Annotated in this window: 13 protein-coding genes; 1 reads left to right on the top strand and 12 read right to left on the bottom strand. The window is 60.0% G+C overall.

The features are described 5' to 3' along the window. Window positions 1-70: 70 nt before the first annotated feature. Both ACYZTY_RS13180 and ACYZTY_RS13175 read right to left on the bottom strand, forming a co-directional pair. Window positions 71-2,350 (bottom strand): ATP-dependent DNA helicase, encoded by a 2,280-nt coding sequence (locus ACYZTY_RS13180; protein WP_461958849.1) that lies wholly within the window; start codon window positions 2,348-2,350, stop codon window positions 71-73. Next, window positions 2,347-3,951 carry a VRR-NUC domain-containing protein gene (locus ACYZTY_RS13175; protein WP_461959313.1) on the bottom strand — a complete coding sequence of 535 codons (1,605 nt, stop codon included), beginning with the start codon at window positions 3,949-3,951 and terminating at the stop codon, window positions 2,347-2,349. Before ACYZTY_RS13175 ends, ACYZTY_RS13180 begins: the two co-directional genes overlap by 4 nt. A 237-nt stretch (window positions 3,952-4,188) precedes the next feature. On the opposite strand from ACYZTY_RS13175, the gene ACYZTY_RS13170 reads away from it, so the two are divergent. Further along, window positions 4,189-4,413: a YgdI/YgdR family lipoprotein gene (locus ACYZTY_RS13170; RefSeq protein ID WP_461958848.1), complete on the top strand. Its 225-nt coding sequence runs from the start codon at window positions 4,189-4,191 to the stop codon at window positions 4,411-4,413. 137 nt (window positions 4,414-4,550) lie between these two features. Here the strand turns inward: ACYZTY_RS13170 and ACYZTY_RS13165 are convergent, their stop codons facing one another. The 10 genes from ACYZTY_RS13165 to ACYZTY_RS13120 all read right to left on the bottom strand — a co-directional run bounded on the left by ACYZTY_RS13165 (window position 4,551) and on the right by ACYZTY_RS13120 (window position 21,857). Continuing rightward, window positions 4,551-4,913 (bottom strand): hypothetical protein, encoded by a 363-nt coding sequence (locus ACYZTY_RS13165; RefSeq protein WP_461958847.1) that lies wholly within the window; start codon window positions 4,911-4,913, stop codon window positions 4,551-4,553. A gap of 209 nt (window positions 4,914-5,122) precedes the next feature. Then, window positions 5,123-6,976: a polyurethane esterase gene (locus tag ACYZTY_RS13160; protein WP_461958846.1), complete on the bottom strand. Its 1,854-nt coding sequence runs from the start codon at window positions 6,974-6,976 to the stop codon at window positions 5,123-5,125. A 96-nt stretch (window positions 6,977-7,072) separates the two neighbouring features. After that, window positions 7,073-8,761, bottom strand: coding sequence for a polyurethane esterase (locus ACYZTY_RS13155; RefSeq protein WP_461958845.1), 1,689 nt, complete (start codon window positions 8,759-8,761; stop codon window positions 7,073-7,075). Window positions 8,762-8,785: 24 nt separating this feature from the next. After that, a complete protein-coding gene (locus ACYZTY_RS13150) occupies window positions 8,786-11,833 on the bottom strand; it encodes an autotransporter domain-containing protein (protein WP_461958844.1) in 3,048 nt (1,015 codons plus the stop codon). A gap of 177 nt (window positions 11,834-12,010) precedes the next feature. After that, a complete protein-coding gene (gene eprS / locus ACYZTY_RS13145; protein WP_461959312.1) occupies window positions 12,011-14,968 on the bottom strand; it encodes an autotransporter serine peptidase EprS in 2,958 nt (985 codons plus the stop codon). Window positions 14,969-15,168: 200 nt separating this feature from the next. Further along, window positions 15,169-16,533 carry a TolC family outer membrane protein gene (locus tag ACYZTY_RS13140; protein ID WP_461958843.1) on the bottom strand — a complete coding sequence of 455 codons (1,365 nt, stop codon included), beginning with the start codon at window positions 16,531-16,533 and terminating at the stop codon, window positions 15,169-15,171. Window positions 16,534-16,535: 2 nt separating this feature from the next. Then, window positions 16,536-17,885, bottom strand: a complete 1,350-nt coding sequence (locus tag ACYZTY_RS13135) for an HlyD family type I secretion periplasmic adaptor subunit (protein WP_461958842.1) — start codon at window positions 17,883-17,885, stop codon at window positions 16,536-16,538. Beyond that, window positions 17,882-19,669 (bottom strand): type I secretion system permease/ATPase, encoded by a 1,788-nt coding sequence (locus ACYZTY_RS13130; RefSeq protein ID WP_461958841.1) that lies wholly within the window; start codon window positions 19,667-19,669, stop codon window positions 17,882-17,884. Before ACYZTY_RS13130 ends, ACYZTY_RS13135 begins: the two co-directional genes overlap by 4 nt. Before the next feature lie 210 nt (window positions 19,670-19,879). After that, a complete protein-coding gene (locus ACYZTY_RS13125) occupies window positions 19,880-20,302 on the bottom strand; it encodes an AprI/Inh family metalloprotease inhibitor (protein ID WP_461958840.1) in 423 nt (140 codons plus the stop codon). Window positions 20,303-20,399: 97 nt separating this feature from the next. After that, window positions 20,400-21,857 carry a serralysin family metalloprotease gene (locus tag ACYZTY_RS13120; RefSeq protein ID WP_461958839.1) on the bottom strand — a complete coding sequence of 486 codons (1,458 nt, stop codon included), beginning with the start codon at window positions 21,855-21,857 and terminating at the stop codon, window positions 20,400-20,402. Window positions 21,858-22,415 lie beyond the last annotated feature (558 nt).

Genomic DNA, 22,415 nt, shown 5'->3' with positions numbered 1-22,415 from the left:
CGGTGTTTCGCCGTTTGTTCAAATGAGCGTGTCTTTCAAGATATGTCACTGTTTTAACAGGTAAAAGATCCTACGCCCCGGGGTGAAAATGCGTTGGCTCAACCGACCACCAGCGCGGCAGCAATTGTTTAATCTTGCTGTCGCCGAACCGGTCATCAATCAACATCACCACCCCTCGATCCTGCTGAGTGCGGATCACCCGTCCTGCCGCCTGCACTACTTTCTGCACGCCTGGATACAAGTAGGTGTAGTCGTAACCGGCGCCGAAAATCGCCGCCATCCGATGCTTCAATTGCTCGTTGACCGGATTGAGCTGCGCCAGACCCAGAGTGGCAATGAACGCACCGATCAGGCGTGCGCCGGGCAAGTCGATGCCTTCACCGAACGCTCCGCCCAGTACCGCAAAACCGACGCCCTGGCTGTGCGCGGTGAACTGATCGAGGAAGGCCTGACGCTGCCCTTCGGCCATTCCCCGGGACTGCGACCACAGGTTGATCTGCGGGTGTCGCTCGGCCAGTAACTGTGCCACTTGCTGCAAATAATCGAAGCTGCTGAAAAACGCCAGGTAGTTGCCGGGGCGTTGGCTGAATTGCCGGGCGATCAGTTCGACAATGGGTTCGAGGGACGCTTGGCGGTGCACGAATCGGGTCGATATCTGGCTGACGATGTGCACTTTCAACTGGTCGGCATGGAACGGCGATTCGACATCAATGCACACCGTGTTCGGCGGCGTACCCAGCAGATCCGCGTAGTAATGCCGAGGGCTCAGCGTCGCGGAAAACAGCACCGTGCTGCGCGCAGCGGTCAGGCGCGGGCGGATGAAACCGGCCGGCACCACGTTGCGCAGACACAGTTGCGACAGGCTCTGTTTGCGTTCGAGGTCGCGCTTGCTGATGTCGAACAGGAACTGCTCATCGAAGAGCTCTGCCACGCGACAAAAATGCAGCATGTCGAAGTAAAAACCCTGTAAGGCGCTGTCCAGGCCCTGGGGATGATCGTTGAGATAGTCGCCGATGCTCGCGCTGCACGAAGACAGCGCCTGGAGGAGTTTTTCCGGGGCCTTGTCATAAGCCTGATACGCGGCCAGTTGCAGATTGTGCACGGCATTCCACTCTCGATTGACCCGCTGCAACGGTTTTTTCAGCGCGTCTGGGGCGGTTTTTCGCACCCCGTTGAGGGTCGACTGGTCGAGCGTGGCGCTGTACATCTGCCGGCCGCGTTCCACCAAGTTATGCGCCTCATCCACCAACACCGCGACTTTCCAGTTATTGGCCTGAGCCAACCCGAACAGCAGTGCACTGAAATCGAAATAATAGTTGTAGTCGGCGACCACCACGTCTGCCCAGCGGGCCATTTCCTGGCTCAGGTAATAGGGGCAAACCTCATGCGCCAATGCCACCTCGCGCAATGCCTTCTGGTTCAGCAGGCTCAGCTCACTGGCGGCTTGGCGGGCGGCTGGCAAACGATCATAAAAACCCTGGGCCAACGGGCAGGATTCACCGTGACAGGCTTTGTCCGGGTGCTCGCAGGCCTTGTCCCGGGCGATCATCTCCAACACCCGCAGCGGTGGCGCATCGGCGCTTTCAAGGATCACTTGCGCGGCGTCCAGTGCCAGTTTGCGCCCCGGCGTTTTCGCCGTGAGAAAGAACACCTTGTCCAATTGCTGCGGCGCCAGGGCCTTGAGCATCGGAAACAGCGTGCCCACGGTCTTGCCGATGCCGGTCGGTGCCTGGGCCATCAGGCAACGACCGGTGCTGACCGCTTTGAACACCGATTCCGCCAGGTGCCGCTGCCCCGGACGAAAATCGGCGTGGGGAAACGCCAATTGCTGCGCTGCGTGATTGCGTGCTTCGCGATGAGCCATCTCCTGCTCGGCCCATTGCAGGAACAGCCCGCAATGATGCTCGAAGAACTGCTCCAGCTCCCCGACGCTGAAGGCCTCGACCAGACAGGTTTCCTTTTCGCTGACGATATCGAAGTAGACCAGCGCCAGATTGATCTGCGCCAGCTCCAGCTTCTGGCACATCAGCCAGCCGTAGACCTTCGCCTGCGCCCAGTGCAGTTGTCGGTGGTTGGCCGGTTGCTTGCTCAGGTCGCCGCGATAGGTTTTGACTTCTTCCAGGCAGTTTTGCGCCGGGTCATAGCCGTCCGCCCTGCCCTTGACCTTCAAGGTTTTGTACAGGCCTTCGAGGGCGACTTCGCTTTGATAACCCTCGCTTCGACGCGAGGCAACGGTACGGTGACCGACGATGCCCTCAAGCGCGGTCGGCGACGGTGTGAATCGCAGGTCGAGGTCGCCGACTTTGGCAGTGAATTCACACAGCGCCCGCACCGCAATGCTGTAGCTCAAGCGCTCTGCTCCGCCCATTGCACATAGCAGATGGCGATCGGCATCTGATGTTCGTGGCAGAACTCCAGCCAACGCAGTTGGTTGTCTTGCAGGCGATCGCCGGGGCCTTTGACTTCGATCATGCGGTAGGTCTTGTGCTGCGGCCAGAACTGGATCAGGTCCGGCATGCCGGCACGGTTGGCCTTGATGTCCAGCAGCAGACGATTGAACCAGTGCTTGAGGTGTTCGGCCGGCAGGCAATCGAGGGCCTGGTCCAGCAGGTCTTCGCTCAGCGCGCCCCAGAACACGAAGGGCGACTGCACGCCCCACTTGGCGACATAACGTTCGCGGATGGTCTGGAGATAGCGGCCGTCATCGAGTTCGGCGAGACAGGCCTGAAACACATCCGCCCGACGCGCATGAAAGTCTTCGTTGAGCAGGTCCACCGGCCCGCGCTGGAACGGGTGAAAGAACGCTCCCGGCAACGGCGCAAAGATCGCCGGCCAGCACAGCAGCCCGAACAGCGAGTTGATCAGGCTGTTCTCGACGTAATGCACGGGCGCCGAATCCTCCGCCAGGTGTGCCTGGACGTAAAACTCAACCGACAACGCCAGATCGGTCCGGGGCAATTGAAGGTCCAGTCGCAGCATTTCCCGCGGGGATGGCCGCTTCATCGCAGGGCCGCCGAGTTTGCGCCGCAGCCTGGGCAACACACGCAGCACATGCTGATGCTCGGAGGCACTTTCCGGCGATTGCTCCGCGTGCTCGGCCAGATGCAGGGCTAACTGATATTCACCGCAGCGCTCCAGCACACGAATAAGGCGCACCCGTGCGCCGGGGTAGGCGCAATCGCGGTAAATCGTCAGCGCCGTGGAGAAATCCGCCATGCGTTCGCACTGCTGACCGAGCTGGAACAACAGCTTGCCCCGACGTCTTTGCAGCCATGGGTTGTCGAGTTCCATCCCGTTGATCTGCTCGACAACGGTGGCCACCGCCTCGCCGGCCTCGAAACGTTGCTGGCAGTGATGCAGGAACAGGCAGGCGTCCACGTCTTCACGGCTGCGCAGGCCCCGGGATTCGGCGCAGAATTCGACTTTTTCATAGGTAAAGATGCCGAGATCGGCCAGTACGAATTCCGACCAGTCCTGATAAAGGTTGCCGAAGAACATCAGACGCAAGCGGTCACACAGGTCCATGGTGGTCAGCGTGAATAGCCGGTCGTTCAGTTGCGGGCACCATTGTGCGAAGCTTTTTTCCTCGGACAACTGCTCGCTCAGGGCCGCCAGCCATTCGGTCTTCTTGCCTTTTGGTTGCTCGATGGCAGCACCGAAGCAGTGAAGAATCTCGGCTTTGAGCAGGACGTCGAACAAGTCGCCGATCGGCAAGGGTGATTGCTCGTCGATCCAGCCTGCCGCCAGCAACGGCTCGGCCGCGCTGGCGATATCACCGATCTCGACGTAACTCAATTTACCAGCCCTGAAATGCAAACCCTTGCGCATCACCATCCTGACCAGCAACGCCCGGGACTCGCGGGGTTGTCGACTAAACTCGCGGATGAAGGCTTGCTCCTCGACGCTCAGCACATCGGCATAGCGATGCTCAAGCCAATCAAGCACTTGCATGAAGTTGTTCAAGTAATAGAACGGGTCGTCGAGAGGATTTACAGTCACAGGAAAAATGGGCCATGGCGAGCGAGTACTGGTTATGCGTACAGATACCAGCTACGGCGTATCCGGTGCAAACGGAAAAGGATAAGCGGCGGCGCTATTTGGCTTTTTTCGGGTGACCATCGAACTTTCTGCCGATCCATGGCACCAACCGGCATAGCGGCTTTTTTTAGCATTTTTTGAGAGGTGGGTATGAATATCAAGACTCTGGGTTTGCCCTTGGCAGCGGCCGCCTTTCTGGCCCTGGCCGGTTGCTCGACGCCAACGGTCGTGACCCTGCAGAACGGCACCCAGTATTTGACCAAGGACATGCCGAAAACCAAGACCAAGGACGGGTTTTACGAGTTTGAAGATATTTCTGGCGCGAAAGTGAAGGTCAATGCCAAGGACGTGGCCACGGTTCGCGAGGAAGACTGAAGACCGCGTCATCGTTCTTCGCGGGCAAGTCGGGACGCCGAACCGCTCGCTCCTACAGGGTTGTGCGATTCTCCGTAGGAGCGAGCGGTTCGGCGTCCCGACTTGCCCGCGAAGAGGCCATCACAAACACCGAGTAACTAAGGCATCCACGGCGTACCGTGATCGCAGGAGACGAACTTCCCTCCTCGCCTTCTCAGTTCTTCATGAATCTTCTGGCAACGGTCGTAATCCTGCTGCATCGCGTGATCGATGCTGATGTTGCCGGTGATCTCCGGTTGCTTTTCCCCCGAGCGCAATGTCACAAAAGGCTCTTCCGGCTGGAGCTGGAAACGGCTTTTCTCTTCCAGGGGTTCAACGGTTTCCGGCGATGCCGGTGTCGGCAGTTGATCTGGCGTCATGCCATAGCGGCTCAAAATCGAGCTGTGAGGCAATTCTGCGGCGGCACTTGCCGATAACAGGGCCAGTGCCAAACCGATGATGTGCCTCTTGCTGTTACTCACGTTCTTTAATCTCCTGATCCAGTACTCAATCCTGTTGTTGCAAGGTATTGGAGTCCGCAGGTGACTGTCGGGTCACGTGATCAGGCAGGTTTACTGCGTTATCGTTCATCGCGAGCAGGCTCACTCCTACAGTGGATCTTCAGTGCTCGCAAGATCCCTGTAGGAGTGAGCCTGCTCGCGATGGGGCCACTACAAGCGCCACATCACTATCAGGCAATAACAATCCCTGAGCCGGACAAGCTATCCAGCCCAACCCCGACTAACGTCACCGAATCCGCGCCAAACGTCAGCACCGTATCCTGCCCCACCGTCGTGGCATGAGCCCGATAGTCATCATTCGGCGCAACCCCCTGAACCCCGAGAAATACCAACTTGTCGTTGGCCTGATACCCCAGCACCCGATCCTGACCAAACGCACCGCTGAACAGGAACGTATCGATCCCGCCCCCAGACTCCATCAGGTCATTTCCCACTCCGCCTACAAACACATCGTTGCCCTTGCCGCCGATCAAATGATCGTTCCCGTCCAGACCGAACAACCAATCGCCTGTCGCCTGCGCCTTGAGCGTATCTGCCCCTGCGCCGCCCTTCACCGATGACGCGTACTGGGTCAGGTTGTTGCCGACTGCCAGGCCATTGGCCGTGACGCTGTGCGTCACGTCATCCTTGAACAGCCCCCACAGGAACCCCGGCTCCTTGGTGACAATGCTGCCAATGTCCCGGGTGATGCTGATGCCGCCATTGGCATCACGGACGTAGAGGTTGCCCGCGCCGTCATTGGCAAAGTCGAAGTTTTTCACTGACTGCTGCAAGTCCAGCACGTTGCTGCCCTTGCCACCCAACAGGATGTTGTAGCCGCCACCGTCGCGGAAGGTGTCGTTACCGTCGCGCCCCTCCAGGAAGTCGTTGCCCTTGCCGCCCTGAATCAGGTCGTTGCCGTCGCTGCCGATGATGAACGTACTGCCCTTGTGGGTTTCAGCATTGCGATTGAGGTCCTGAACCCAGGTATTGACGCGCGCCGGGTCCGAAAGATTGGCGACGATGATCGTCGAATCCTTGCTGGTGAGGTCGTAGAACTTCGATTCGATCACCCGGTTCATACCGTCGCCATAGGCAGTCGGCAGGTGCGAGATCCAGGTCGGGATATTGAGGATGGAGAACGGCAGCACATTCCACGCCGTCGAGGCGTAGTGGTCGTTGAAGCTGACGATGTTATCGGTCGCCGAGGCCTTGGCGGCATCGTGCACGCCCACCGACGACAGGTTGAAGGATGAACCGTCGAGGGCTCGAAACACCGGATCGTTTTCATAGCCGACGTTGAGCACTTTGTCGGTGCTGCTCTGGGTCGGGGACGCGTAGGCGATGTAGTTCGAATCCTTATAGAACCCGGACCACTTGTCCGTGCTCAAGTCCGCCAGGCTGTTGACCGCCAGCCCGCCGAGGCTGTGGCCGCTGACCAGCACGTTCTTGCCCGACAGGCCATTGGCCTGGGCAAACGCCATGACGTCGCCGAGCAGATTACCGAAGGCTTCGCCGACATAGTTTTTTGCATAATCCTTGGGACCGAGCGCTGCCAGCAGATCGTTGATCACGTCGCCGATGGAGTCGCTGATCAAGGTTTCCCGCGGGCCGCTGGTGCCGCGAAAAGCGATGCCGATTTCGCTGAGGTGTCCCTGGGCATCGTATTTGCCGAGGATCTCGACCTGCGCGCTGGTGTACCCGGCTTTCTCGCCAAAGAACGTTCCGCGAGCATCGACCTTGCCGTCATAGCCCAGTTGCGACGCCGTGATGGGCGTCCAGCCAGCTTTTTGCACAGCCTCCAGTGCGGCTTTTTCCGAATCGGGGTTCCAGGGAATACCGGGAATCACCCCTTGGGAATCGGTGCCGCCCAGCAGCGCGGTGACCAGGGTCGCCGGCAATCCCAGGCCGAAGCCGTTGTGCTGATAACCTGTGGCAAAGCCGTTATCGAGGTTGTGATAGGAATACAGCGTGATCGCCATCGCGTCGGTAAACAACGCTTTGGAATCGGCTGTGCCGAAGTTTTTGTAGTCATACACACCCATGGGTATTGCCTCTCTTTTGTTGGAATTGTCAGAGATAGCTCACAACCAGGACGCCTCGTTCTCGAGGCGCCCCGGAGCATTTAGTGCATGCAGCCTTTACGCAAACGTAATGCCTGAAGCCGACAGGCCATCCAGTCCCACCCCGACAAGAGTCACGGCGAAGTCACCCACCTTCAGCACCGTGTCATGGCCCGACTGCGAAGCGTGTTGCTTGTAGTCATAACCCTGCCCCGCGCCCTGAATGCCGAGGAACACCAGTTTGTCGTTGCCCTGGTAGCCGTTGATCGCGTCGAAACCGAAGGCGCCGCTGAACAGGAACGTGTTGCTGCCACCCGAGGCGTGCATCACGTCATTGCCCGCGCCACCGACGAAGGTCACCAGACTTTTGTCGCTGCGCAGCAAATCGTCCCCGGCGTTGCCGAACAACCAGTCGCCGTCGACGCTGGCCGCCAGTGTGTTGCCGTAGGCGTCACCGTTGAGCGAGTGGTTGTATTGGGTCAGTTCACTGCCGTTGAGCAAGCCATTGGCGGTGACGCTGTAGGTCACCTCCTTGCTGCTCCACCATGACCCCGACTCCTTGCTGACCAGCGCGCCGATGTCGCGGGTCATGCTTATGCCGCCATAGGCATCGCGCACGTACAGTGTGCCGTCGCTATCATTGGCAACGCTGAAGTTCTGCAAAGGCTTCTGCAACTCGAAGGTGTTGCTGCCCTTGCCGCCCAGCAGGAGGTTGTAGCCGCCGTCATCGCGGAACCGGTCGTTGCCGTCGCGACCTTCGATGAAGTCATTGCCGGCACCGCCCTTGAGCAGGTCGTTGCTGTCGGTGCCGATAATGAAGGTGCTGCCGGTGTGAGGTTCGCCGCTGCGGCCAAGGTCCTCGACCCAGGTCGTGCCTCGGGACGATTCCGCCAGGTTGGACACGATCAGCGTCGAGTTCTTGTCGGTGAGGTCGTAGAAACGCGAGTCGATCACCCGGTTCAAGCCGTCCGCATACCCCAACGAGCCATGGGCCGACCAGTTCAGCGGATTGAGGATGCTGAACGGCACCAGGTTCTGCGCGGTGGACGCGTACTGGTCATTGAAGTTGACGATGTTGTTGGTCGCCGAATCCTGATGACCATCGTGCTTGCCCAGGGAACCACTGCTGAACGTGGTGCCGTCGAGCACCCGGAACACCGGGTCGTTCTCGTAGCCGATGTTCAGCACGTTGTTGCCGGTGGCGCTCTGGGTCGGTGAGGCGAACGCGATGTAGTTGGCGTCCTTGAAGAAGCCGCCCCAGTTGCTGCTGCTCAGTTCGGCGAGGCTGTTGACCCCCAGCCCGCCGAGGCTATGGCCGCTGACCATCACATCTTTGGCGCTCAGACCATGGGCGATCGAAAACGCGGCAACGTCCTTGAGCAAGTTGTCGAAGGCGTTTTTCGCATAGTTCGTCGCGTAATCCACCGGGCCGATGGCGGCCAGCAGGTTGTTTTTCATGTCGCCAAAGGTGTCGCTGTAACCCAGGCCACCGGTGCCACGGAAGGCAATGCCGATACCGATCAGCTTGCCCGCCGCGTCGTACTTGCCGAGCACTTCGGCCTCGGCGCTGGTGAAGCCATCCTTCTCGCCAAAGAAGGTGCCCTGAGCACCGACCTTGCCTTGATAGCCCAGCTGTGTAGCGCCAATCGGCGCCCAACCAGTGGCCGGCAGCGGCTGACCGGTTGGCGTGTACGCGTACAGCGTCAGCGCAATGGCGTCGCTGTACAACGCCTTGCCGTCCGCATTTTTGTAATCAAACAGTCCCATGTTGTTTGCTTCCTTTGCGTGGATTCAGAACTGCCAGTCGAGTGTCAGACCTACACCGTGGTCTTTCTCGTTGGAGCCCAGCAGTCCGTTGTAATCCAGGCTCACACGTACATCCTTGGCCACCGCCAGACCGGCACGCGCACCGACAACGGCGGCGTTTCGATCCAGAGACACGCTCTGCACGCTGAACCCGGTGTTGCCATTCACGAAGGCCAGATGATCTTCGGAACGGGTGTTGCTCAGGTTGTGCTGCCAGCCCAGCGTGCCGGACAGTTCCAGCTGCTGTTTATCCGACAGCGCAATGGCTTTGCTCGCCCGCACGCCGAGGGTCGAGAGCACGGCGTCACGGTTGTCTTCGCCACCCTTGAGCGCGGCGGCATCACCCTTCTCGGTGAAGCTGTCGCTGTTGAGGTGCACGTAAGCCAGGTTGGCGAACGGTTCCAGTGCCAGCGGTTGCAGGTCCAGGCGATACGCGGCTTCGGTAAACAGTTGCGCGGTGGTCGCATCGCGTTTGGATTTCTGTTTGCCGCTGACGTCACCGAACTGCAGGTCACGTTTCACATCAATGCGATGCCAGCTGTACGCGCCGCCGACGCTCAAACGCAGTGCGTCGATTTCATGGCCCAGGTAGGCACCCAAGTGGTAGCTGTCGACGGAGGCCGATGAATGCGTGCCATCGCCCATGCTCAACGAACTGTCGCTATAACCGGTAACGAAACCCAGCCGCGTATCTTCAGTGATCAGACCGTCGACACCGGCCAGCAAGCCGCCGATGGAGCTGTTGGAACTGGCATTGTCATGCCCGCCATCGCTTTTGCCCCAGGCGCCGAGGACTTTGACCCAGGCGTTGCTGCGGTCATCGGTCGGTGCGGCGGCATCGAACAGATCACGCTCACGCAGGCGTTCGCCAACAGCGTCGCGCAGGTAACGGCTGTCGTTGATCAGCAACGTGCCGATCGCCGGGTGAATCTCACCGGACAGTTGCTGGAACGCTTGTTGCGCGACAGCCACGGTCGGCGACAGCAGCAGGGTTTCATAGAGCGGATTGCCCGCGCCCAGTTGCTCGGCAGCGGCGGCGACAGCGCGCTGGTTCGGAGTCTGGCCGGCACTGGCGAAGGACGCGGTGTTGCGCTCTACCGCCAGTTGGATGCCATTGGCCGAGTAGCCAAGAGCGCCACCGATGAACAGGTAGTTCGGTAGCACCGCGCCAAAGCGCCCTTCGATCCCGCCGGCCGCTTGCAGAATGTTGTATTGAGTGCCGAGCAGGGATTGCACTTCGCGGGTGGTCAGCAAGGTCGGGCTGTTTTCCAGGGACAGGCTGACGGTAGCGCCATCAATCACGGCTTTGCCGCCAGCGATGATCTGATCGCTGCTGGTTGGCGATAATTCCACAGCGTAGGTCGAGCCAGGCTCGAAAGTCACGTCGCCCGCCACCTGCAAGGTGCCGATGGAATTGCCGGGGGCCACGGTGCCGCCGCTTTTCGCAGTCAATGCGCCGATGCGGCCGTTACCACCGAGGATCCCGCTGTCGTTGACGGTGACCGCCGAGAGCAGCGAGCCGTTGATGGCCAGTCGGCCCTGATTGACCAGCGTCGGGCCGGCATAAGTGTTGGCGCCGGTCAGCACCAGCGTGCCGATGCCCTGCTTGGTCAGGCCGCCATGGCCGGAAATGTCGTTGCGCCAGACGTCCAGACCGCAATGCACGTCGTTGCACACGCGTTCGGTCGGTTTGCCCGCGTCGATAATCGCGCCGATGCCCGGCAAGTCCGCCACAAACTGGCTGGAACCGTAGGCTCCCTGAATGCGGAATTCCTCAGGAATGTCCTGCTCGGTGACGAACATTCCCGGGCCATCGATGCCTTTGCGCAGGTTGATCATGCCCCAGCCGTACAACGCGTCGACGCCCGGTGCGCCCATGTCAGTGGCCGTGGTGCGCAACACGCTGGCGACCTGGGCACCGGTCATGTATGGAAAGCGTTCCATCAGCACCGCCACCGCGCCCGCGACATGTGGTGCCGCCATGGAAGTGCCGTTTTTGTTGGCGTAGCCGATGGTCAGGTTATCGGCATTGGTACCGCCGATGACCGCACTGAAAATCTTGCTGCCCGGTGCGGACACGCAGAAACTCGCGGTGTAACCGCAGCGCGACGAGAAGGTGCTGATGTTGTAGAGGTCCGGGCTGTTAAGGTCCGGGTTCTTCTGCAAGGCCGCGACAGTCATCCAGTTCGGCGCGATTTCCGGGACGAAATAGCCCAGGCCGGCAATGGCGTCCGGGTTATTCAGGTTGTAGTCGTTGCCGGCGGCGAAGATTGTCACGATGCCGCTGCGAGCGGCTGCGATGGCACCGTCGTAGGCGCCGCCCTGGCGCGTGCCGAGGATGGGCTGGATCTGATTGAACTGCAGCTGTGCGTCCTGCACGGTGAAATGCGGATACGCCGGGTCGCGGCCACCCAGGTCGAAGCGATCGGTGATGCCGATGCCCCAACTGTTGTTGATGATCCGCGCACCGCTGGCGATCAACGCATCCCAACCGGCCTTGTACACCGCGCCATCGTTACCGAGGATGATGCCGTCTTCAGGACCGGGGTCGCCGTTGTCGGCGCTGATGATCTGCGCGTTGTACGCCACGCCGTGCATCGGGTTGCCGTCGCGGCTGCCTGCGGCAATCCCGCCGACGTGAGTGCCGTGGGAGCCGAGCTTGCCGTCGTAGCCGACCGTGGGCGAGCCGTCATACCGAAATGCATCGCCGGCTTTGACCGGGATGTAGGGGTCGGTGTACTCGCGGATACCGCTGGTGACCAGGGTGATCACTTTGTTGGCACCGGAAAATTCAGGGTGCTGGGCGTAAACCGGTTGATCGAAGATCCCCAGCTTCACGCCTTTGCCGCTGTAACCGGCGGCGTAGGCTTCTTGAGCGTTGATGGCGCCCAGGCCCCAGTCAGCATTGAATTCGGCGCTGCGCCAACTGTTGGGGTCGCCTGCTTTACCGTTTTCCACGTAAGGCGCTGCTTGTGCGGTGCCTATTGAGGCCAGTGCGCAGAGCAAGGCAAGGTTGTTGTATTTCTTATTCATCCAGCTACCGTCCTTAGTTGTGTTGCGAAAATCCTTGTGGCCGGGGCGCGCAACTTGTAGGAGCGAGGCTTGCCCGCGAAGGCGGTGTGTCAGCCAACGTCAATGCTGAATGTCACGGCCCTTTCGCGGGCAAGCCACGCTCCTACAGGGGGTGCGGTGTTCCAGCCCTTTACCGCGTTAAAACTGCCAGTTGAGGCTCAGCCCTACGCCATGGCTTTTCTCTTGGCTAGACAGTTGGCCGGTGTAATCGAGGATCACTCGAATGTCCCGGCTCAGCGCCAGGCTGGCATGGGCACCTATCAGCGCCGCATCGCGCACCATGGGCGAACCCTCCACCGAAAACGCCGTGCTGCCGCTGGTAAATGCCAGATGTTCTTCGGCATCGGTATCGCTCAGGTTGTGCTGCCAGCCGAGGGTCCCTCCCAGCTCAAGCTGTTGTTGACCGGACAGGTTCACGGTTTTCAGCGCACGCACACCCAAGGTGCTGAGCACCGCATCCCGCGTGTCCCCGCTGCTTTTCAGTGCGGCACCATCGCCTTTTTCGGTGAAGCCTTCGGTGTCGAGGTGCACGTAAGCCAGATTGGCGAACGGTTCGAGCGCCAGCGGTTGCAGGCTCAGGCGATACGCCGCCTCGCCGAATACTTGAGTGGTGCCGGCATCGACCTTGGCCTTCTGCTTGGCGCTGACGTCGCCAAATTGCAGGTCACGTTTGACGTCGGCGCGATGCCAGCTGTAAGCGCCGCCGGCACTCAGGCGCCAGGCGCCCAATTCGCGGCCGGCATAAGCACCCAAGTGATAGCTGTCGACCTTGGCCGATGAATGCGTGCCCGAGCCCATGCTCACTGAGCTGTCGCTGTAGCCGGTGACCAGGCCGATCCGGGTTTGCTCGTCGAGCGCGCCATCGACACCGGCGAGCAAGCCGCCAATCGAGGTGGTGTAACCGGCGGTGTCATGGCGGTCATCGGTCTTGCCCCAGGCACCCAGCGCCTTGATCCAGCCGTTGCTTTGAGCGCCTTTGGCGTCAACCAGCCGCTCGCCGACCGCGTCACGCAGGTAACGACTGTCGTTGATCAGCACCGAGCCCAACGCCGGATAAATCTCCCCCGACAACTGCTGGAATGCCTGCTGTGCGGAACTTGCAGAGGGCGACAGCAACAGGCTTTCGTAAACCGGATTACCCGCCCCAAGCCCTTCTACGGCAGAGGCCACGGCGCGCTGATTCGGCGTCTGACCGACGCTGGCGAAGGTCGTGTCGTTGCGCTCCACACTCAGTTGAATGCCGGTGGTGGCGTAATCGAGGCTACCGCCGATGAACAGATAATTGGGCAGCACCGCGCCGAACTGGCCTTGAATACCGCCGGCCGCTTGCAGGATGTTGTATTGATGACCGAGCAGGCTTTGCACTTGTTGAGTGGTGAGCAAGGTCGTGCTGTTTTCCAGTGACAGACTGACAGTCGCGCCGCTGACCGTGGCCGTGCCACCCGCGATGATCCGGTCACTGTCAGTCGGCGACAGCTCAACCGCGTAGGTCGATCCGGGCGCAAACGTGACGTCGCCGCTGACCTGCAAGGTGCCAATGGAATTGCCGGGCGCAACCGTAGCGCCGCGGTTGGCCGTCAGTGCGCCGATTCGTCCCGACCCACCCAGCGTGCCGCTGTCATTCACGGTCACACTGGATGCCAACGAACCGTTGACCGACAGCAGACCGCCATTCACCGTGGTCGACCCGCGCCAGGTATTAACGCCGGTCAGCATCAACCGGCCGGTGCCGGACTTGATCAAACTGCCTTCGTAGACCCGGCTGGCAGCGGCTGAATCACGAGCCATGCCGATTGCGTAATCAGTCTGATCCTGCTGGCTGGCTCCGGCCGGCACGCCGTTCTCCCAACCTTTGGTTCGCAACGTCTGTTGCCAGGCACTGTGTTCCGTCGTGTCTTCGCTCTGGCGCTGGATCAGCGCGTTGTCCGAGATGTCGTTGCTCCAGACATCGCTCTGCCCTGCCCCCAGATTGGCGTCGAAGCGCCCGAGCAATTGCCCGGGCCCGCGCATCGCCCGTTCAAGGTTGGCCACGCCCCAGCCGACGCGGGTATTCGGTGCCTGGGTGATTGAACCGTCGAGTTGGGTGGCGGTGGTCAGCAGGGTTTCAAGTGCCTGCTGGTTGGTCATGTACGGATAGCGTTCCATCACCAGCGCCAAGGCGCCAGTAGCATGGGGAGCGGACATGGAGGTGCCGGACTTGATCGCATAACCGCCGTCGGGAATGGTGCTGTCGATCTTCGCGCCGGGGGTGGTGATGCACCAATACTTGGCGATCCCGCACTGGTTGTACTTTTGCTGGTTGCTTTGATCCAGCCCCGACACCGCCAGCCAGTGGCCTTCCAGGTCCGGCTGGAAATATGGCAAGGCCGAACGCACGCTGGCGTTGGGGTAACCGCTGTTGCCGGCGCTGAATACGTTGATCACGCCGCGCCGGGAAACGCCCGCCGCTTCGTCGAGCCAGGTGCCTTTGTTCCAGTGTTGCGCGTAAGCGGCGTGCAGATCGTCGAGGGTGCGGTAACTGACGTCCGGTGGCTGGCTGCCCCAACTGTTGTTGATCGCCCGCACGCCAGCATCCGCCAAGGCGTTATAAACCGCTTTGAAGTAGCGCGGATCGGGGTTGGGACCGAACAGAAAACTGTCGTTCTTGTTGGTGTTGCCGACGTAGACCTGCGCGTTGTACGCCACACCGTGCATGCCGGTGCCATCGCGAGAGGCTCCGATAGTGCCGGCGACGTGGGTGCCGTGGGAGTCGTTGTTGGCGTTGAGTGTGCCGTCGACATTGAACAGTGAACCGTCGACGTAACTGCCGCTGGCCAGCACCCCGTGGTAACGGTCGGTGGCGAATTCGGGATGGGACGCATCGAAGCCTGAATCGAGCTCGCCGATTTTTACACCTTTACCGGTGATGCCTGCAGCGTAGGCCTGATCGGCCTGCATGCGGGCCAGTCCCCAGTCACGCTGGAATTCTGCGGTACGCCAACTGCCGGCATCACCCAGGGTGCCGGTTTCCTGATAAAGCGCCTGAGCCGAGCCGGGCGCTACTGAAATCCAGAGCAATAGCGTGCCGACCGACATCGGCTTGATCTGTACGTCCATGTTCATGACTTCTCGCTTTTTTGGCGTTTTTAGAATTCTGGTTTGTTGCTGCCTGCTTTAGTTTGTCGCTGTTCCTGTGGCGAGGGAGCTTGCTCCCGCTGGGCTGCGAAGCGGCCCTTGACGGCGGTTGCTGCGCAACCGAACGGGACGATGCGGCGTTCCGACAAGCTCCCTCGCCAGAGGGGTGTTTCTTCAGGAAATCATTGGGTCCTTGGGCCCTGGCCGAACGCCTCGTCAACCTTGGCAAGATCCTGCTCGCTCAAGGTCCCGGCGTAGTAATGCAACTTGGTCCACGCCATCAGGTAGTCGTACCTTGCCTGAGCCAAATCCCGGCGGGTGGTAAATAGTTGTTGTTCGGCATTCAACGCATCCAGGTTCACCCGCTCACCGCCCAGGATGCTTTGTTTGGTCGAGACCACCAGCGCTTCGGCCGACTTCAGGGCTTTCTGATAGGCCCGAAGTTTGTTCACACCCGACAGGCAGGCACTGAATTGCCGGCGCAGCTCGATCAGGGTTTCCCGGGTCTTGCCATCCAGTTCGTACTCGGCCTGTTCCATGGTGCGGCTGGCCTGACGGGTCGACGCCGACACTCCGCCGCCGGCGTACAACGGCACGCTGACTTCAATGCCGATGGTGTTGGTGTCGTAACGCTGGTTGTAGGTGTTGCCGCTTTCCGATTCGTTCTGACGCACCGAAGCGTAGGCACTGACTTTCGGCAAGTGCCCGGCGCGGTTGCGTTCGACTTCATAACGCGCCACTTCCACTGCCTGGCGTTGCGAGGCCAGGTTCGGGTTGTTGGCCACGGCCATCTCGTGCCAGGTCTCGTAGTTGGCTGGCTGCAGGCTGAAGGTCTGGAAGTTCTGGTCCAGCGGCGCCAGGTCCGTGATGTCGACGGCCGGCACGCCAATCAGCGCGCCCAATTCGCGCAAGGACGCATCCTGCTCGTTGCGCGCCTCGATTTCCTCGGCGGTCGCCAGTTCGTAACGGGACTCGGCCTCGAGAATATCGGTGCGCGTGCCCTCGCCCTGACGGAACATTTGCTCGTTCTGCTGGAACTGCTGCTCGAAGGCTTTCTTCTTGGCCAGCGCGATGTCGATCTGATCCTGTGCGAACAATGCCTTGGTGTAGTTTTCCAGCACACGAACCAGCAACTCCTGGCTCTTGCCACGGAAGGCTTCGTCGGCAAACAACGATTGCGCCACACCCTTGCGATACGCCGCGTAGGCTTCGTAATCGAGCAAAGGTTGTTGCAAGGTCAGGGTCGAGCCGTAACTGCTGTAATTGCGGTCCTCGGTGAAGTCCGGCCGCCCTTCATTAATTTGGGTGACCTTGGAGGTGTTCCGCCCCTTGTTGTAGTTGTAACCCACCTTGGGCAGCAAGCCTGCACGGCCGATGATACGGTTCTCAAGGCCCGCATCGCGTTCCTTGATTGCGCCAAGGAACACCGGGTCATTGCGCAACGCTTGCTCGTAGATATCGAACGGCCCCATGGCCATCACACTGTTGCACGTCAGCAACGCCAAGGTGGCTGCGAGCATTGAAAGCTTATTCATACAGCCGAACATCCTTATTCCTCGGTCAACGCGGAGCCTGCCCGGTCGAGCAGCGGTTTGAACAGATAGTTGAGGAGTGAACGTTCACCGGTACGCACGAACATTTCCGCCGGCATGCCGGGCTTGATCACCAGACCGTTGAGCTTTTCCATGGCCTGATCGCTGACACTGCTGCGCAGCACGTAGTACGGCGCGCCGGTTTTCTCGTCGACCATCTGGTCGGCGGAGATCAGGCTGACTTCCCCGGGCACCCGAGGTGTACGGCTCTGGTTGAAGGCCGTGAACAGGATGTCCACCGGTAAGTGGGTACCGACCTTGTCGATCAGGTTGATCGGCAGGTGCCCTTCCACCTCCAGGCGAGTGCCTTGAGGCACGATCTCCAGCAAGGTTTCGCCCTGGCGGACCACCGCACCTTCGGTGTGAACCCCGAGGTTGACCGCGATGCCGTCGGCGGTGGCAATGATTTCGCTGTGTTGCAGGTCGAACCCGGCGGAGGTCAGTTGCTCTTCCAGCGTCACGCTTTTGAGTTGCGCGTCGGCCAGTTGCGTGCGGACTTCCTTCTGGTATTCCTCGATGTGCTGTTGCAGCTTCAGGCGCGACTCGAGGATGCCCTGTTCGACCCGGCCGCTCTCACCGCTGTTTTCCGCCAATTGCTGCTGCACCTGCGACAGTTGCCGCTGGTACTCCATCAAGCGGTTGCGCGGGATGTAGCCGTTGTCCGCCAGGGGCTGGAGATTGCCCAGTTGCTGTTGCAGCGAACTGGCCTGGGCCGTCAGGTCCGTACGCGCGCGGCGCATGCCCGCCAATTGCGCGCCAGCGCCTTCGATGCTGGCACGCAAGCCAGCCTGCTCGCGGGAAAACGCTTCGCGGCGACTGCTGAACAATTGCCGCTGGCCTTCAAGCACCAGGGCCAGGCGTGGGTCGGGATCGTTGCTCAATTCGGCAGGGAAATTCACCTGCTTGAGATTGTCCCGTTCGCTCTGCCAGCGCGCCAGGCTGGCCCAGGCCATGCGGTATTGCGCTTGCAGCGATTGCACGTCGGCCGCGACCTGGGTCTGGTCGAGCTGGAACAGCGGCTGGCCCTGCTTCACCACTTGGCCTTCGCGTACCAGAATCCGGCTGACAACGCCGTTGCTCATCGATTGCACGGCTTTGCGCTTGCCGGAAACCACGACCGTGCCTTGCACGGGAATGCCTTGATCGAGCGGCGCAAGGCTTGCCCAGGTAAAGAAACTGCCGGCGCCGACGATCGCCAGGATCCAGCCCATGCGGGCGAAGAAACGCGCATCACGCTCGGGCCGTTCGGCGATGTAATCGTGTTCCATCGTCGCTTCATTTTCAGTGTTCATGCGAGCGCTGCTCATACACCCGAATTCCTTGTCGTGGGCTGATACTGACGACTCATGCTGAGCCCGCCCGGTGCTTGCGGCGTTTTTTCACGTTGTTGTTCCTGGGCGCCTGACGGGTTTCCGGCAAGCGCCTTGAGCACTTCCTGACTTGGGCCAAAGGCCTGCAAACGCCCTTCGTTGAGCACCAGCAATTTGTCGGCCTGAGCCAGCGCCGAGGAGCGATGGGTCACCAGAATCACGCTGGTGCCCTGGGCTTTCATCTGCGCGATGGCACTGGCCAGTGCCGCTTCACCGACGGTGTCGAGGTTGGAGTTGGGTTCATCCAGCACCACCAGGCTCGGGTTGCCGTACAACGCGCGGGCCAATGCCACCCGTTGCTTCTGGCCGCCGGACAAACCGCTGCCGTCCTCACCCAGCACCGTGTCGTAGCCCTGCGGCATGCGCAGGATCAGCTCATGGACGCCCGCCTGTTGCGCGGCTTCGACGACTTTTTGCGGATCTGCCTCGCGGAAGCGGGCGATGTTTTCGGCGATGCTGCCGCTGAACAATTCGATGTCCTGGGGCAAGTAACCGATGTACGGGCCGAGGTCGTCGCGGTTCCAGCGGTGGATGTCCGCGCCGTCGAGCCGCACTGTGCCGCCGAGGGTTGGCCAGACGCCGACCAGCACCCGGGCCAGGGTCGATTTGCCGGAGCCGGAGGCGCCGAGCACGCCCATCACTTCGCCGGCACCCAGGCTGAAATTGACCATGTGCAGGGTCGCCGCGCGCTGCCCCGGTGGGCCGGCGCTGACTTGTTCGAAGGTGATCTGGCCTTTCGGCGCTGGCAGCGCCATGGCCTCGTCACTCGGTGGAAAGGCTTGCAGCAGCGAATCAAGACGACGGTAAGCGAGCTTGGCGCCGCTCCACTGTTTCCAGACCGCGATCAGTTGATCGATGGGGCTCAGCACGCGGCCCATCAGAATGGAACCGGCGATCATCATCCCGGCGGTCATGTCGCCCTTGATCACCAGCAGCGCGCCCAGGCCCAGGACCAGGGATTGCAGGCACAGGCGCAAGGTCTTGCTCAGGGAACTGATGATGGCGCCGGTATCACTGGCCTGATTCTGCAGGCCGAGGAAACGCGAATGCACCTGGAACCAGCGCTTGCGCAACACCCCGAGCATGCCCATCGCCTGAATGGTTTCGGCGTTGTGCAAGTGACTGGTGGCCAGTTGGCTGGACTTCTGGGAAAACCCGGCGGCTTCGCCCAAGGGTTTTTTGGTCATCGCCTCGTTGAGGCAAGCGAGGCCAATCAACACCAGTGCGCCCACGGTCGCGAACACGCCGAGCCAGACATTGAACAGGTAAATCACGAAGAGGTAGACCGGAAACCACGGCGCATCGAAGAACGCGAACAGCGCCGGACCGGTGACGAATTGGCGAATGTGGGTCAAGTCCCCGAGGGACTGCCCGGCGTTGCCCTCGCCCTTGAGCAGGTTACGTTCGAACGCGGCCTGGTACACCCGCAGGTTGAAGCGGCGCTCCAGTTGGCTGCCGATGCGGATGACGATGAAGCTGCGCACGATCTCGAGCAAACCGATGAAGGCGAAAAATCCGACCACCATCAGCGACAACATGACCAGGGTGGTTTCGTTTTGCGAAGACAGCACGCGGTCGTAGACCTGGAGCATGTAAATCGACGGGACCAGCATCAGCACGTTAATTAACGCGGTAAAACAACCGACGCTGATCAGGATGCTTTTATAGTCGCCCAGTGCCTTGAATAACGGTGCGGTGGCTGGGGCCTTCGCCATCTTCATTGATTTTTCCTGAGATGATATTCCTCACCCTGTTTTGGCGAGGTTTCAATTAACTGTCCGCACACGGGTCGAGACATTCTTTGTCCATTAGCGCTTACAAATGAATAACAACTTTTTATGCTGTATAAAAAGTTCGGTTATCGATCTGTCGCTTATAACGGAAACCAAGCGCTTTATATTCAACACTTACGTCGGTTCGGCACTTTGCGCTTAACGCTTAACACGCTCTAGCGTAATGATCAGACCCGACTTCAAAGTGCTTTGATAAAGCCCTTCATGCTGTCGGCTGAAAAACACAATTCTTGAGCCTTCCTTGCCGGTGACTGCGATGCCATCCGGCTCCGTGAACCAACCAATCGCCATCTCTGGCAGCCAGGCACCGAGGCAGTCAGCGCCCTCGCCCAGGGTCTGGTTCGCTTCAAGCGCAATGATGCAAACGTTCGACGGCTTATCCTGCAGCGCCTGAGACTCGGGCAAGTCCGTTTTGGCTATCAAGGTGGCCTGCCATTTCCCGACGAGTTCCGAGGGGTCCGCTAATTTCAGGCTGCTTGCCATGGCTACATCTCCAAGAATCATCATCAGCGTCGCCAAAAGCCACGCAGTCGTTCTGTAGGTAAAGGCGTTATGGGTCATAGGGCTTTTAACTCCGGCGTGTAGCCTTACGCACAGCGCGCATCGATGCAAGGACAGAGCGCGACGCAGCAAGCCTCGCGCTCCTTTTAGCCTTGAATCAAGCCACGATGTCCGAGAACGCCGCCTGGCCAACGGTGCTGACCAGGAAGTCAGCCACGCCGTGCCCGGAGAAGTCCACCGACAACAGGCTGTTACCGCCCGAAGAGGTCAACACTGCATCGCCTGCCGCACCGGTGAACGAGCTCACGAAATGCAGGCCCGCGCCTTTGGTGATGCCGGTCAGGTCAATCTTGTCCAGGCCGCTGACAAAATCGAGGATCTGATCCGCTACACCCGGCTTGGAATCGCTGCTGGCCGCGAACACAAAGGTGTCCGAGCCTGCACCGCCCCACAGTTTGTCCGCACCGCCCGCGCCGAAGAGGATGTCGTTGCCGGCACCGCCCTTCAGTTCGTTGGACACACCATTACCAATCAGCAGGTCGTTACCCGAACCGCCAATCGCGTTCTCGATGGTTGCACCCTTGGCAATGGAAACGTTGCCAACCAGGCCGCCAACGTCGGAGAACGAGGCTTCATTGAGGTTGATCTTCTGGTTTTGGGTAAAGCCGGAGAAGTCCAGGGTGTCCTTGCCGCCCGCATCCCATACCGAGAACACGACCTTGTCCGACGACGAAGAGGCGCTCAGGAAATCGCGACCGGCGTTGGAGTTGAAACCGTAGGTGGTGTCACCGGTGCGGGTGGTGGTGTTGGCACCGTAGAGCTTCTGGATGGCGGCAATGTCGTCCAGCAGCGGGCCGGACGCGTAGGCTTCGACGCCGGCCTTGCTGAAGTTCTGGTCGGTATTGCTTTCACTCCAGTAACTCATGAGGCTGTAACCGCGGGTGTCTTCCGCGTAGGTCGCGTCGTTGTAGGTCGGCGCGCCCTCACCGGCGTTGTAGTCGCCGGGGTGGGCCAGACCCAGGCTGTGACCGATTTCGTGAGTCAGGGTTTGACGACCGTAGTTGTTCAGGTCCGGTGTCTTGTTAGGCGTGTAGCTGCTGTTGGTCAGGTACCAGGAAGTACCGTCATAACCAGCACCGGTGCCAGGCAGGTAGGCGAATGCCGCTGCGCCGTCCTGGCCGCCGCTGTAGTTGCCGAAGGTCATGTGACCGTCGCCGCCCGTGGCCTTCTCGGTGAACGTGACTTTGGCCACATCGGCCCAGGATTGCATGGCGAGCACGGCCTGGGCTTTCTGTTGAGCGCTGAACTGACTGAAGCCGGTAATCCCGTGCTTGTTCATGGTGCTCGACGACGCCGAGGTCAGGAACGTGTAGGTCAGTTCGATTTTGCCGCTGCCGTCCTTGTCTTGGTAGGCAGCGCCGTCCCGCAGCAGCTGGGTCGCTGCCTCGTCGACGGAGAAGGAGGGTTTGCCATTGACCGTGAGATTGCCACCCCGGTCATACTGATGGCTGAAGCTGTCGATCTGGTTGTACGCGGAACTGGGCGCAGCCAATGCTTGCAATGGCGAAAAGGCCTGTTCGGCAAGATCAATAGCGTTGTTTTTAACTTTCGACATAAACACACTTCCTTGTTTAGCAATGGAACAGTTTTTGTCTGATAGCGACAATCTCTGGCGAGATCGTCCTATCACTCGCCCAATGAAGGCGAAAGAAAACTGACACAATTCGAAATCAAACGTCTACATTTTTTTTGGCGTCAAATTGTGCAACTCCAGCAAGTACCCGGAAACAATGCCTGCGCTGTCGAAATATAGTTTTAAGTTGAGGGTTTCGTACTAATTGTCTGACAATTGCGTATTTAAATATTAAATAGAGGTCAGTTGTTTTTTGTCGAAGGCGTCTCGTTTTTTTCGAACTTATTAATATGAGTGCCAGTGGATTGATATCAGGCGTATTTGTGGCGGGCTTGAGATTTTGACGACTGCTGCGCAGCCGAACGCAGGCTGCGCCAGTTGCTACACGAATTTTTGTGTACGCGGATCCTGTAGCAGCTGCCGAGCCCGCGAGGCTGCGTCCGGCTGCGAAGCAGTCGCCTGACCACGCCACACATCGTCCTTCTACCGATCTTTGAGATTCTGACGACTACTTCGTAGCCGAACGCAGGCTGCGCCAGT

The organism is Pseudomonas sp. LB1P83 (assembly GCF_054897885.1).
The sequence above is the reverse complement of the archived record's forward strand: the minus strand, read 5'-3'. Positions and strand labels throughout refer to the sequence as shown.